The organism is Photorhabdus caribbeanensis (assembly GCF_018448885.1).
Classification (GTDB): Bacteria; Pseudomonadota; Gammaproteobacteria; order Enterobacterales; family Enterobacteriaceae; genus Photorhabdus; species Photorhabdus caribbeanensis.
Map to the genome: position 1 here is coordinate 125,807 of NZ_RCWB01000005.1, position 12,880 is coordinate 138,686.

11 protein-coding genes and 1 pseudogene are annotated in these 12,880 nt (G+C 43.8%); 10 read left to right on the plus strand and 2 right to left on the minus strand.

What is annotated here, in order from left to right:
- Positions 1-264: 264 nt before the first annotated feature.
- Entirely contained in the window at positions 265-906 is a 642-nt protein-coding gene (locus tag EAE90_RS05550) for a tail fiber protein (RefSeq protein WP_229000000.1), read from the minus strand.
- Positions 907-1,249: 343 nt separating this feature from the next.
- Positions 1,250-1,669 (minus strand): annotated as a pseudogene (locus tag EAE90_RS05555) (IS30 family transposase); the annotation flags it as partial.
- Positions 1,670-2,448: 779 nt separating this feature from the next.
- On the opposite strand from EAE90_RS05555, the gene EAE90_RS05560 reads away from it, so the two are divergent.
- The 10 genes from EAE90_RS05560 (at position 2,449) to EAE90_RS05605 (ending at position 12,867) form a co-directional block, all read left to right on the plus strand.
- Positions 2,449-3,015, plus strand: a complete 567-nt coding sequence (locus EAE90_RS05560; RefSeq protein ID WP_214052645.1) for a type 4 pilus major pilin — start codon at positions 2,449-2,451, stop codon at positions 3,013-3,015.
- A gap of 174 nt (positions 3,016-3,189) precedes the next feature.
- Positions 3,190-3,987, plus strand: a complete 798-nt coding sequence (locus EAE90_RS05565; protein WP_214052646.1) for a prepilin peptidase — start codon at positions 3,190-3,192, stop codon at positions 3,985-3,987.
- A gap of 108 nt (positions 3,988-4,095) precedes the next feature.
- A complete protein-coding gene (locus tag EAE90_RS05570) occupies positions 4,096-5,682 on the plus strand; it encodes a prepilin-type N-terminal cleavage/methylation domain-containing protein (protein WP_214052647.1) in 1,587 nt (528 codons plus the stop codon).
- A 64-nt stretch (positions 5,683-5,746) separates the two neighbouring features.
- A complete protein-coding gene (locus tag EAE90_RS05575) occupies positions 5,747-6,271 on the plus strand; it encodes a hypothetical protein (RefSeq protein ID WP_214052648.1) in 525 nt (174 codons plus the stop codon).
- Positions 6,272-6,390: 119 nt separating this feature from the next.
- The gene (locus EAE90_RS05580; protein WP_214052649.1) at positions 6,391-6,732 is read left to right on the plus strand and encodes a toxin co-regulated pilus biosynthesis Q family protein; all 342 of its coding nucleotides are present in this window, start codon (positions 6,391-6,393) and stop codon (positions 6,730-6,732) included.
- 4 nt (positions 6,733-6,736) lie between these two features.
- Complete coding sequence (pilN, locus tag EAE90_RS05585) at positions 6,737-8,350, plus strand: PilN family type IVB pilus formation outer membrane protein (RefSeq protein WP_214052650.1); 1,614 nt, start codon at positions 6,737-6,739, stop codon at positions 8,348-8,350.
- Between the two features lie 3 nt (positions 8,351-8,353).
- Entirely contained in the window at positions 8,354-9,655 is a 1,302-nt protein-coding gene (gene pilO2 / locus EAE90_RS05590) for a type 4b pilus protein PilO2 (RefSeq protein WP_214052651.1), read from the plus strand.
- Positions 9,642-10,184: a type IV pilus biogenesis protein PilP gene (gene pilP / locus EAE90_RS05595; RefSeq protein ID WP_214052652.1), complete on the plus strand. Its 543-nt coding sequence runs from the start codon at positions 9,642-9,644 to the stop codon at positions 10,182-10,184. The genes pilO2 and pilP overlap by 14 nt, the downstream gene beginning before the upstream one ends.
- Before the next feature lie 22 nt (positions 10,185-10,206).
- Positions 10,207-11,763, plus strand: coding sequence for a GspE/PulE family protein (locus EAE90_RS05600; RefSeq protein ID WP_214052653.1), 1,557 nt, complete (start codon positions 10,207-10,209; stop codon positions 11,761-11,763).
- 6 nt (positions 11,764-11,769) lie between these two features.
- Positions 11,770-12,867 (plus strand): type II secretion system F family protein, encoded by a 1,098-nt coding sequence (locus tag EAE90_RS05605; protein ID WP_214052654.1) that lies wholly within the window; start codon positions 11,770-11,772, stop codon positions 12,865-12,867.
- Positions 12,868-12,880 lie beyond the last annotated feature (13 nt).

Sequence of the window (12,880 nt, forward strand, 5' to 3'; positions counted from 1 at the left end):
ATGAATTAATAGAAGAGCCTAAAGAATAAAATATCAGAAAAGGAAAAACGATAAAAAACATTATATTTACAACAATTAATTTATGAAAGCCATTCATTTCAATCAGTTTTTAACTTGCATTCGCATAATAATAATCCCTCCTCATCAAAATATCGATTACTTATATTTCCGTTAAAGAGGTATGGTTATGAAGATTTAGAGGAGGCAAGCTCCTCTCTGGTTGTTAATTAATAGATGATTTAAATCTATATTTGTGGAATAGAGTTAAAGCTTCATAATAAAGGCCAATAAATAATAAGGTGGAATTACATCAATGTTATGATAATGTTCAGGAGATGATGCTGTTGCTTGGTGATTATGCCCCTGTCCTCCTCCTGTATATGATGTGTAGGCATAATAATTAAGTCCTTGTGAAGGATTCTTCCATATTGGACTATCTGAGATATCGTAGGGATTATTTATTTGATATTTGGTTTTGGTATCACTGGCGTTACCATAGTTCATTCCATACGAGTTCCAATAAGACATACCGCCAATATGTTTGTGACTAGGTATTTGTGACTCTGTTAATACTGTGTCTTGTACCATGACATTGACTGAAACTGTAATTGGTGTTGTGCTTTTGAAAAAGGTTTTTTCATCGAAGCTGCCACTGGCTTTACTACTATATCCTTTATCATAAAAACTATCCCCGCACATTACAAAACGGCTTCTTAAATCTGGTGTTCCATTATTACCATCACAAAAAGCCCATCCAGAAGGAGCGCTATCACCAGAGAACATCACAATTATTCCTCTGGGAAATATTTTGTTGGGGTCAATATTGACATTGTTTGTATCTGTTAAAATATTTTCTGGTTTAATATTAGTGTCTTCTATATCGGATTGGTTATGTTTTCTTTTCATATTTATCACCATATATAGTATTGAGTTATTATATAATAACTTATGGTTAATTTAATAATGAGGTAAGTGTTTATTAACTTTTATAATATATTAATCCGCCAGTTGTTTATAGATAATCTTTCCTCTATATTTGTCATTTATGGATTGCAGTTGAATATCATTAATTCGTGTTTCTTAATTATTATTAAAAAAATATTTTTTTGAGATAACTATCAGTGCATATAATGATCTTTTCATTTTTTTATAATTTGCTGAAAAAGTTTAACTTATTAGTCTAATATGCATAAGGATTTTATGTTGAAATTAAATTATCACTTGGATTCAAATAATAAGTGCAATATCGTTAATCCATAAGTAAATATGTTCGTACTCCCTTAAATAATTCATTCGGTGTTTCTCCTGTGTTTTTCGGGGATATTATTTAATCGGTTTGCCACAAAATTTATTTCCATAGTAGAGGACTCATTAAAATCGGTTTCCTTTGGAAAGTATTGCCTAATTAACCCATTGATATTCTCATAGATCCCTCTTTTCCAAGGCGAGTAAGGATGGAAAAGTATATTTTGGTTGCTAATTTTTTACCAATGATTTCATGATTTGTGAATTCCAAACTATTATCGAATTTTATGATCTTAACCCGTTGTTTTAATAGGTATAATATTTTTACTGCCGTTTTAGATACTTCTAATGCCTGCCTGTTATCAAGTTTAATAATAATTGTATACAACGCCTTGTGGTCAACCAAGGTTAATAAGGCACTTTTTTATTTTATAGTTATCATTAATTGATATGGGATGCAAGATGAATTTATTAACGATGTTACATATCTACATATTTATATTGTTCTTGTAATTCAGACAAGGTAATTAATAGAGTTGTTTTCTATTTATCTGTATTAATGACTTAATTTTATATTTTTATCTGATCAACTTATGATCATTATATGTATTTCGTTCTGTTATTTAAAACATGAGATTGGTATTATTGTGCTTTAATTGAGTAGTAAATTCCCTATTCCTTTTTTACCGATTCTTCTAGCAATAAATAGCGAGCAAAAATTCGCTATCTGCATTTAAAAAACCTTGGTTAATGAAAGGCTTTTTTCTTTAACAAAGAGCACTCAGTGTTGAACACTGTTGTATGTCCCATTTTTACAAAAATGTGATCTGTGACAAGTTCGGTACAACAGTAAGTCTTAACAACAAATTAATTTTATATATAAAAAATATTTCTTTTTTGTTATTTGTAGCTAATTGACTGAATAAAATGAATTGATTTTTTAATGAGCTATAACATCAATTTTAATCGATATTTACGATTGAAATTAAAATATTTGATAGTTTTTGACGATTGTTTGTGTGATTTTTGAACGATTTAAACAATTTTATTTTTCAAATTGTAACTCATAGGATTAATTTCAACATGAAATACTAAAATGTTTTAAATATTTTTATGTATGTTATTATTGTGTTAATGTTTTGTTTCATTTGGTGGGTATGTGAGTGGTAATGCGTCTCTTATTTTGATTTTGGAGTGATTAGCATGAATAAGAAAGTCAATGTATTGCGTGGCGTCAGGCGTCAATCGGGTTTTACGCTGATTGAAGCATTGGTTGTGATGATTGTCGGCATTGTGATATTGGCCGCAGCCGCAGCCGGGATTGGTAAGTTGTTCCGGGCTTCGGAAATCTCAACCGAATCGTCGAATATTACTCAGATGGCCGCGAATTTGAAGTCAATTAAAAATGGCGCCAAAGGCTATGACAGTTTGGATAATAAGATCGCCATTAATTACAAAGTCGTTCCCGCCAATATGACTCAGGATGGTAAGACCGGGATTATTTTTAATAGTTGGAATGGCAAGGTAATCATTTCTCCGGGCGATGCCACCGCTCAAACCTTTAAGATTGAGTATCAAAATGTGCCTGATGAGGCTTGCCAGCAACTTTCGCTGAAATTGCGGGTTGCTGGTTGGTCGAAAATGGCCGTTGGGAGTGGGAAAGGACAACAATCTGGTACAGAAATTAAACCAGATTCGACTTTGGCGCAAATTGAATCGGCATGTAATGCCAATGATGCAAATACCGTGACGCTTGTTTCTGCCAGTTAGGACATGGATTTTAAGACATTGATTGTTTTGATGTGATATGTGGCTTGGCAGGCTTGGTGAAGGCTTTTCAAGCTGCATTTTCTTAGTGATGGAAACAAGCCGGTTTCGCTGGTTTTGTTGTTGTTCTCTTATCCAATGCGGTTCGTTGTGTGCTGAATCTGCCGGGAGATCATCATGATGATAGGGTGGTTGCAATCTTCTACCGGGTGCTTGGTTCTGGCATCCGGGTTGTTAGGGTTGTGTGTCGGAAGTTTTCTTAATGTGGTGATCTGCCGCTTGCCGATGATGATTTTCTCCGAAATCAATAGCGAGTCTGCCGACTTTAATCTCTGTTTTCCCCGTTCCCATTGTCCACATTGCAGCCACGTGTTAGCGGCCCGCGATAACATTCCCCTGCTGAGCTATTTGTACCAGAAAGGGCTTTGTCGATACTGTAACGGTACGATTTCTATACGCTATCCACTGGTTGAAGGCGCGGTAGCGTTACTTTTTTCTTTACTGGCTTTGTATCTGGGGTGGAGTTACGGGTTGTTGGGGTTGTTAGTGTTGAGTTCGATGTTGATCGCACTGGCGATCATTGATTTCGAACATATGTTGCTGCCCGATCAACTGACGCTCTCTTTGCTGTGGCTAGGGTTGCTGTTCAATCTGCATTCTGCCGGATTTGTGGCATTACCTTTGGCCGTCAGTGGCGCGGTTTGTGGATATCTGTTTTTCAGGCTGGTGGCGTGGATTGCCCGGCAATGGGTCCAGCGTGATGCGTTGGGAATGGGAGATGCTAAATTTCTGGCGGCGCTTGGCGCCTGGTTGGGGGTGGAAGCGCTCCCATTAATGATTTTGCTCGCAGCAAGTTTCACATTAATAAGTTATCTGGCGATTTGGCGACTACGCAGCATGAAAACGGCGCCACAGATACCTTTCGGCCCGGGTCTGGCAGTCGCGGGATTGATTATGGCGCTTTTCAATAGGTAGCCAGGCATAAGTGGGTCGCAGTGTCGTTCCCTTGGCGGGATCGCTTTTGGGGTAAATAGTTTATCGGATGGAGTAGATTTTCTTACTTACTATTAAGAAGGACTATTTATGCATGATGATGAGTCTGTATCTATATTGATGATAAGCCGCCATGATGCAGGTTTCACTTTGCTGGAAGTGACTGTTGCACTGATAGTACTGGCATCAATGATGGTGGTTGGTGTGGTTTATCTCAACAGACAGAGTGACATGCTGGTGAATCAGGTTATCGCCGGGCAGATCCAACATCTTGGTGATGCGGTGGTGGATTATGTTAATGATAATTATGTCGCTCTAAGCCGTGGACCCACTCCAGCACCAATTAATTGGGCAGAGCTGCCCTCCTATTTACCTCCGGGGCTTGACCAGAATACGGTCAATCCGCTTGGTCAGAAATATGATGGCGTATTACGCGTTGTCATGTTGCCTAATGGCAAAAAACGTATTGATCCGTTGATTTATACCATTCCAGCAATGGCTAATGGAAAACAGCCAAATGTTGCTAAACATTCGATGAAGATTGCGCAATTGATTGGGGTTGGCGGCCTGTATCTGGATTATAAAAATCGGGATCATCGTAATCCGGCCACTTATTGGAATAGTTATGGTCAGGTCAATGCGCCTGAGTCTTTTACTGGCTTTTTCAATGAACAACCCAAGGAAATTGGCCGTATTTTTTATGCTCCCTTCATGCGGGATGCGTCAATCTATGGTCCAGGAACATTGGCGGGCGACTTGCTTCATCGCCAAAAAATAGGCGGGCATCCAGAGTGGAATAGAATGGAAACCAGCATCAACATGGGCGGTCATGGTCTTGAGCAGGTGAATACGCTGTCGATGCAAAGCCCCGGACTAGTTAATGGTGTGAATAAGATCGCCTTCTCTGCCCGCTCTCAGGGAAAACCCTCCTATATTGAACAAAATAGCGATGGTGAAGTGGTTATCAATCCAGAGCATGGCACGTTGTTTATCCTTGATGGTAATGCTAATCCCGGTAGTAAAGGGACTTTAGCTGCCGGTGATATTCATGCAGATAATAACGTCGTTGTTGGCAATAATTTAGTGATCAACACTCAAACTGGAAATCTTGTCGGTGGCAAGTGCCCTGCGTTAGGTAATTTGTCCATGAGTAAGCAGGGGGAACTGCTGGTGTGTCAGGGAATTAATGTTGATAAGTCAGATTTGGAATGGCGAGATGCTAGTGGAAGCAGGCGGTTATTGGCGAATCCAGCGGTAATCAGCAGTGGCTATTGGCTGGCATCGGGAATGTCGTCAGGGATAACAAGTAAGAGAGATACTTATTATGTTAGCGGTGACGGTAAAGCAAACAGTCGCAGTCAGCCTTTTTTTAACAATTCAAATGCCCCTGTGTTAGTCACCGTCTCTACACCTCCGATTGCTAATAATTATCGTATGCGTTGCGTGTTGGCTGTGTATGAAGCGGATAAAAATGGCAACAACCAGGAATCTGATTTACCGCTTGTTTTTCAACGATCTGGACTAGGGGATTATCCAGAAGTGAGTTCCAAGGTAAATCTAAAGAATACAAAAAATTGCATAGTGTCGTTCATTGCTGGACCACATCGCAAATATAACATTGCCAGCGTGTTCCATTCTTCTAAAAACAGTTCCCATATTTTGAAAATTCATAACTGATAAGCAGCATCTTGTGCATCTGATGATTTGGCGTTAACCAATCTAGAGTAATAGGAGAACATAAATGTGGCCGTTAGCGATTGTTGGGATTGCCGTTGTATTTATCATGCAACTGATTTTTGGTGAGTTGTTATATGAAGTGCGTATGCAGTCAGTGCGCACTAAGACTGATGTTGCCGCGTTGTTTCGTAGCTATGCTTCAGCCGGTGTGCAATTGCTTAATAATCATTCCGTTGGCGTGATTAAGAGTCGCAAGATGCGGCAGGCATTGACCACTCTACATATGACGTGGGTGAATACCGATGCTTGGTGTGACAACGTTGCCAGCCAGTGTCTCTGGGGGGGATTTATTTCAGGGACTCATGTCTATATTTTCCGCAAAAATACCTTCTCCGGCGACAATGGGTTGTTGCATGGCGCTTTCGGAGAATTGCTTAAATGGAGTGCTGAACCTGATCAGATTGGTTTTAAGCAGGGTTCCAGACTTATCGACGGTAGAGGAAAACGGGTAGAGAGCCTGCTTGCCAGACGATTACCGGATGATGTTCGGAAGTTTATATCTGACGGTGCGCTGGTGGAAATACTGTAGTTGTTGGAAATATTAGTTGTTGGAAATACTAGCTGTTGTTTTGCAAGCGGGCTTTCTTTGGGCCACTAGGCTTTGTTAATAGGTTGTTTGGCTTACTTTTTTTCTTTTTGGAAAGATCGATGAACAAAATAATCACATATGTTTTTACGGTACTTGTTTGTATGTCAAGTGTCGCCGTTTATGCAATACCGATGCGTACACCCGTTCCTGTAGCGGCGGTGTGGACAGCAACTCCGGGACAAACTCTGCGTGATGTTACACAAGAATGGGCGAGTAGGTCTGGCTACCAAGTGGTATGGGATGCTTCCTATGATTTTCCTATCCGCGCTAGTCTGCGTTTTAATGGCACGTTTATCCATGCGGTAAGCGAGTTGTTCGAAGCCTACGCGATGGCGAATCGTCCTTTCGTTGTCGATATTTATCAGGAACAGCGGCTTGTTCATGTACAGGCTCAGGGGTAATAACATGCATATCCAGTTTTCGACGTTTTCCAGATTGATATTGTTGCCCTATATAGTGACTGGCCTGGCAGGTTGTGCAGCAATCTCTAATGTTGATCGGCAGGCCGATACTGAGATGGCAAATGCTACCAGTATTATTAAGGAGTTACGCAATACTGCCGCCATGACGGCTGTGCATGTTCACGAGCATGGTTATTGGGTATCGACTAAGGAGATTCCATCGAAGAAGGAGGGGGAAACGGTTTCCTGCATGTTGACTCTGGCGGAGGCTGAGCCGATGACGTTGAGTCAGTTTGCGGAAAAGATCAAGCGTATCTGTGGCGTGCCGGTGCTGATCAGTGCTGATGCACGGTTTGCCGCGTCTCCTAGTCCGGCATCAGAGGTGAAAGAAAATGGTCAGGAGCAGCAGGAGGTTGTTGTCAATTCGAACCCGCAGTCAGTATCTGAAAGCGGCCAACCAGAAGAGATGAAAATAAACGTGCATTGGCATGGCTCCTTGGCTGGTTTACTTGATTCGGTCATTTTGTCATCAGGATTGCATTGGAAAGTACACAATGGAGCAGTGCATATTTTCAAAACAGAGACACGAGTGTTTCAAATATATGCATTGCCGGGTACGGATGCATTATCTTCCAGCGTGACAGCGACGACCAATGCCACGTTCGGCGGCGGCTTAAATGGCAGCGATAGCGGTAACGGCAACAGCGGTAGTTCCCAAACTCTCGCGACTTCTTTGACCCGTTCGGTTATGGATGAGATCCAAAAAGCGGTGTCAAATATGCTAACGCCCGGTGAAGGTAAGTTAACTTTATCGATGGCGACGGCATCATTGGTGGTGACAGATTCACCAGAAGTACTTGATAAAATTAAGGATTATATTGATCAGCAGAACAAATTATTGACAACGCAGGTGGTGCTTAATGTCAAGATCCTTAACCTGACGTTCGACAGGGCTGATCAGTATGGCGTTGATTGGTCACTGGCCTATAAAGACGCTCATATCGGAGTGGGTGGCGCGGGCAGCGGTGTTACCGAGGGGGGGGATATCAGTACCAATATTCATATTCTTAAGGGGCCATTTAGTGACAGTAATTTACTGATCAAGGCATTATCGACCCAAGGTAAAGTCTCTATCGTGACTCAACCTTCGGTGACTACACTGAATTTGCAAGCGGTACCGATGCAGGTTGCAACCCAGACCGGTTATGTTTCATCAACTTCTAGTACTTCAACGCCACAAGTTGGCATTTCAGTAGGGATCGAGCCAGCGACAGTGACGACGGGTTTTAATATGTTGATGCTGCCTTATGCAATGGCCGACAAGCAAATATTGTTGCAGTACAACATTAGTTTGAGCGATTTAAAGAGACTGGAGAAATTTGGCGAGAAAGCGACCGGTCAGGTGCAGTTGCCGACAATAGATTTACGCGCATTCAGTCAGAAGGTGAGACTACATTCAGGTGAAACACTGGTGCTATCAGGATTTGAACAGCAGTCAGATACCAGTGATCGTAGTGGTTTGGGTAGCCCGGATAATCAATTCTTGGGTGGGAGCCGTCAGGGCAAAAGAAACCATAATGTGATCGTAGTTATGATTACTCCTATAGTGGTAGATTGAAAAATGGCCCAGACTGAAACAGGCGCAGAGCGCGCTATGCAAATCAAGCTATATGGTAAGACTTTGGTCGCAGGCATCATCTGGCGGCCGCCTGTCACTGTGTTAACACGTTCTCACATCCGTAGAAATGGGATTGCCGCAGGGTTTACCCTGGCTGTCCGGCATCGTGTTGGACGAAGTATACAGGTCGGATATGTACCAAAGGAGGCAGGAGTACCGGGTTGTTATTCATTGGCGGCTGTTCTTGCTAAAGCGGTGGATAAACCTAACTGGATAGGTGCGTTTCATTTGCCTGATGGACATTATGCATTGGTAGCGGTACATCAGGGCGCGATAATGTCAGGACGTGATTTGATCGGCACTCGTGAAGAAATCGAAGCAAAATTGCGTGATACGGTGCAGCTGGTTGAGGGTGCCAATGGGGTGTGGAATGCGATTTATGCGCCGAAGGAGTTTGAATCGCCGTGGTTGGAGGTACCCTTGGCGCAACTGTTGCCGCAGTCCGCATTGAGAAAATCTGTCGGCCAGCTTGAGAGTTTAACCGGTGAAATGTCGAAGTATCAGATTAAGCTCTTTGCCATGACCGCAGGTACTGTGTTCTTGTTAGCTGGCGGTTGGTGGATGTGGCACATCTATAAGCAGAATACAGAAATAAGGGTACCGGATTTATCCAATGAGGTGGTGGAAGTTCCACCTCCGCATCCGTGGCTTGCGCAGCCAACAATGGAGTCGCAGTTCTCTACATGGAATAAAGTTTTAGCCAAGGTTCCCTTATCGCTCGCGGGTTGGCAGATTGAAGTCATTATGCTGGATGCTAATGCGGTTTCTGTGAGTTATCAGCGTCATGATGGGATGCCGATCAATGTCTTTCAGGTTGCTGCTATCAATATCTTCCGGGCTGGCCCGGTAATTTCCAATGGTGGGGAGCAGGCACAGGTATTGATACCGTTTGAGCAGTCGCAGAGTCATGATCAGGAAAATAACGACGATGTGTTGCAGTCGTCAGATCAGGCGCTGGTTGAGCTGATGTCTTATTTTCAGGCGCTAGGTTTGCCGCCCCCAACTTTAACTGAGGAAGCTTCCGTTTTACCGCCGCCTCCGTCCCCTTTACCGGAAGGCGAAACTCGCGTGTGGGCCAATCCTGATTGGCAGACTTATAACTGGACACTGACTTCTCAATTAGCGCCAGATGCACTGTTTTCAGGTAAACCGCTTCCCGGATTGAGAGTAACCAGTGCCAGGATTGTGTTATCTGATGGTTTTCCTGAGTGGAAGCTGAGTGGAGTTTTCTATGCAAAAAATTAGCCAGCTTATAATCAGTCTATTTGTGGTGTCGGTGTTTTCCCTGACATATGCGCAAACATCATCTACTGAGTTACCGGCAGTTCAGGCGAAGCGCCATGTTGCACAGAAGCCTGAATTGCCAGCGGTAACTACTGACAGCGTTGCTGCGCAACTGGAAAAGTTACAGACGGATTTGATGTTACTTAAAGCTGAAACCGCAAGGGCAAATGCTCAGGCTGAATTCGATAAAATTTCCAGAATGGTGAATAAGAGAGATGCCATTAGTAATGGCCTGCCCTTGGTTAAATCAATCTTCGGGCGCAATGGGATTCTGACTGCTACGCTCCGGCTTCGATCAGGGGGCATCATGGATGTGAAAGCAGGTGAACAGTTGCCGAATGGCTATAAAGTGGTCCGCATTGATACCGGGGGAGTGACTTTCTCCAAACAGGGGCGATTCTATGAGGTAGGTATTACGGCTACCAATGATGCATCGTTGCTGGATAGCCTTGACTTGATGGTTGCGCCGCCGCTGCCGTTAAGCCGTTAATGACTGATGGGGGGAGATATTTATGGAAATAACATGCTCCGATCTGTTGAGTATGGTCAGGCAGGGGGCGAAAGTTTTATCTGCCTTGAGCGGTGCGCTTGAAATAGAGTTATCTAACCGCAGTTTGATATGCCTTGTTGAGTTACCTCAGCAGAAAGGGCAATGCGTACTTGCCGTGTCTGCTTCCCACCGGCTTGATCCCCATGTGCTGGCCTATGAAGAGACGGTCAAAAGACATGGCCTTATCTATCAGACTGTCACTTGTGGCATGGGGAGCATATTGGAATTGTACCGTCTCAGTAAGAGCGAGAGTCATGGACTGGGAGGGACTGAATCGGATGTTCAGCGTTATATCATTCGTTTAATCGGCGAAGCGACTGAGGAACGTGCGTCAGATTTGCATATCGTTGCTCGCCGTAATTATTGTGAAATCCGTTGCCGTATTGATGGTTATTTGCGGTCAATAGGGCAACTGCGGCCGGAAGAAGGGCTGCGATTATGCGCGACTATCTACCAAAGTATGTGTGACGTGGCAGAGCCGACTTTTAAACCGATGCAGGCGCAGCGCGCGCGAATGAAAGATGAGTTTCTCGCCGAGTGCGGACTTTCCGGGGCGCGTATTAATACCCGTCCGCTCGATCGCGGCATGTTGATGGTGTTGCGATTGTTGTATGCGGACAGCCCCGGTACGGTGTGCACCTTAAGCGATCTCGGCTATTTGCCGGAACAGTGTCAGATACTGGAAGAACTAATGGAGCATCGGGCCGGTGTGGTTCTCTTGTCTGGTGCGACCGGTAGCGGAAAGAGCACCACTTTGAAAGTTGTGATGCAGAAGATGATAACCGAGCAAGCTGGCATTCATCTGTTGACCCTTGAAGATCCTCCCGAATATGAAATTGAAGGTGCTAATCAATCGCCTATAACCGGAGATCGAGGTGATAGCATGATTGTCGAACAGGAATGGGCGATGGCAATTGCTGATGCAATGCGGCTCGATCCTGATGTGATTATGGTCGGTGAGATACGCGATGCAGTGACGGCAAAGATGGCATTTCGTGCAGCAATGACCGGACATCTTATTTGGACTACGATACATGCAAATGATGCTTTAGCGATCTTGCCCCGCTTGCAGGATGAAGCGGTGATGGAGTCGCTATTAATGGATTCGCGGCTGGTGATTGGTTTGGTTAGCCAAGCGCTGATTCAGGTGTTATGTCCTCATTGTAAAGTTCCCCTGCGAGGGCATGAGCAAGAAGTCTCCGAGCGTCTGTTGAAACGTCTAAATCTTTATTGTCAGCCGGAGTCGGTTTATCTACAGGGGGAAGGTTGTTACCATTGCAAACAGTGCGGTACCTTGGGCCGAACAGTAGTCGCTGAAGTGATACGCACTTCTCCTGGTTTAATGCAAGCTTATCGAATGGGTCATCATCATGAAGCGACTCGATATTGGATCTCGGAGATGGCGGGATTAAGCAAGATCGACGCACTTATTCGCAAAATAAATGACGGAATAATCGATCCCCGTGCCGCAGAACGTGTGATGGGGCCGATTATTCCTGCGATCCATCAAATAGAGTGAAATGCTATGTCCATGACTGATTTTGTTGAAAGCCTGAACTATCGATTTGCGAAGATCCAGTTTGGTAAGAAAGCGCGAATTCGTTTTTACGGGCATCTGATCATGATGCTGGAAAATCGTATCATGCTGATTGATGCATTACGTGAAATGTATAATATTGCCAGCAACGAAGGCCATAAACCCAACAATGGTTGTGCATTGGTGTTAAGCAGTTGCTATGAATCTGTCAGTCAGGGCAGTACTTTGGCGGAGAGTTTACAGCGATGGATTGGCCCCAATGAAGTCGCGGTTATTGCTGCGGGTGAGCGTTCCGGCGACATACGCAGCGCTTTTATGGATGCGATCGCCATGATCGAAGCGGGTAGCAAGATCCGCAGTGCTGTTATTGGCACATCTATTTATCCACTGATACTCATCGGGATGATATGTGTATTGCTGCATATTGTGGCAGGTAGTTTGGTGCCCAAACTGGCCGCTGTTTCTAAGCCGGAAACCTGGGATGGTGCGGCTTATACCCTTTATTTGATGGGAACATTTGTCAATGATTATGGATTTTATTCGCTGATATTTCTGGTGATATTGATCATTTTATTGTGGTTGTCACTATCCTTTTTGGGGGGGCGATTGCGAACGGTGCTTGACCGGTTTCCGCCGTGGTCACTGTACAGAACCATTCATGGTAGTATGTTCATACTGAATGTGTCATTGCTGATCCGTTCAGGGATGATGTTGCAATCGGCGCTGGAATTGTTGTTGGAACAGGCGGGTTCCCGCTGGCTGTATGTGCGTATCGCGGCGACGCTCGAACATATTTCAATGGGGGCTGGTTTTGGCGAGGCATTGCGCGATACCGGCTACCGTTTCCCGGATGATGAGGCGATTAGTTATCTGAGGTTATTGTCACGATTGCAGGGTTTTGATCAATCAATGGCGAAATTTGCACGGCACTGGTTGGATGAAACGATCGTTAAGGTTCAGATAGTGACACGTGGATTCTTGTTGGCTTCAATTCTTATGATTGGCGGCATGTTGATGCTGGTGGTGACGGCGGTATCAGGCATTGAAAACGCCATTGAACAGTCGTTATCTATGCCATCTGTTTAATATGGGGGTTAGC

Coding starts and splice junctions, on each gene's coding strand:
- pilP (WP_214052652.1), top strand. CDS start 9,642: ATGCAAAAAATTAGCCAGCTTATAATCAGTCTATTTGTGGTGTCGGTG.
- EAE90_RS05600 (WP_214052653.1), top strand. CDS start 10,207: ATGGAAATAACATGCTCCGATCTGTTGAGTATGGTCAGGCAGGGGGCG.
- EAE90_RS05550 (WP_229000000.1), bottom strand. CDS start 906: ATGAAAAGAAAACATAACCAATCCGATATAGAAGACACTAATATTAAA.
- EAE90_RS05565 (WP_214052646.1), top strand. CDS start 3,190: ATGATGATAGGGTGGTTGCAATCTTCTACCGGGTGCTTGGTTCTGGCA.
- pilN (WP_214052650.1), top strand. CDS start 6,737: ATGCATATCCAGTTTTCGACGTTTTCCAGATTGATATTGTTGCCCTAT.
- EAE90_RS05605 (WP_214052654.1), top strand. CDS start 11,770: ATGTCCATGACTGATTTTGTTGAAAGCCTGAACTATCGATTTGCGAAG.
- pilO2 (WP_214052651.1), top strand. CDS start 8,354: ATGGCCCAGACTGAAACAGGCGCAGAGCGCGCTATGCAAATCAAGCTA.
- EAE90_RS05570 (WP_214052647.1), top strand. CDS start 4,096: ATGCATGATGATGAGTCTGTATCTATATTGATGATAAGCCGCCATGAT.
- EAE90_RS05580 (WP_214052649.1), top strand. CDS start 6,391: ATGAACAAAATAATCACATATGTTTTTACGGTACTTGTTTGTATGTCA.
- EAE90_RS05560 (WP_214052645.1), top strand. CDS start 2,449: ATGAATAAGAAAGTCAATGTATTGCGTGGCGTCAGGCGTCAATCGGGT.
- EAE90_RS05575 (WP_214052648.1), top strand. CDS start 5,747: ATGTGGCCGTTAGCGATTGTTGGGATTGCCGTTGTATTTATCATGCAA.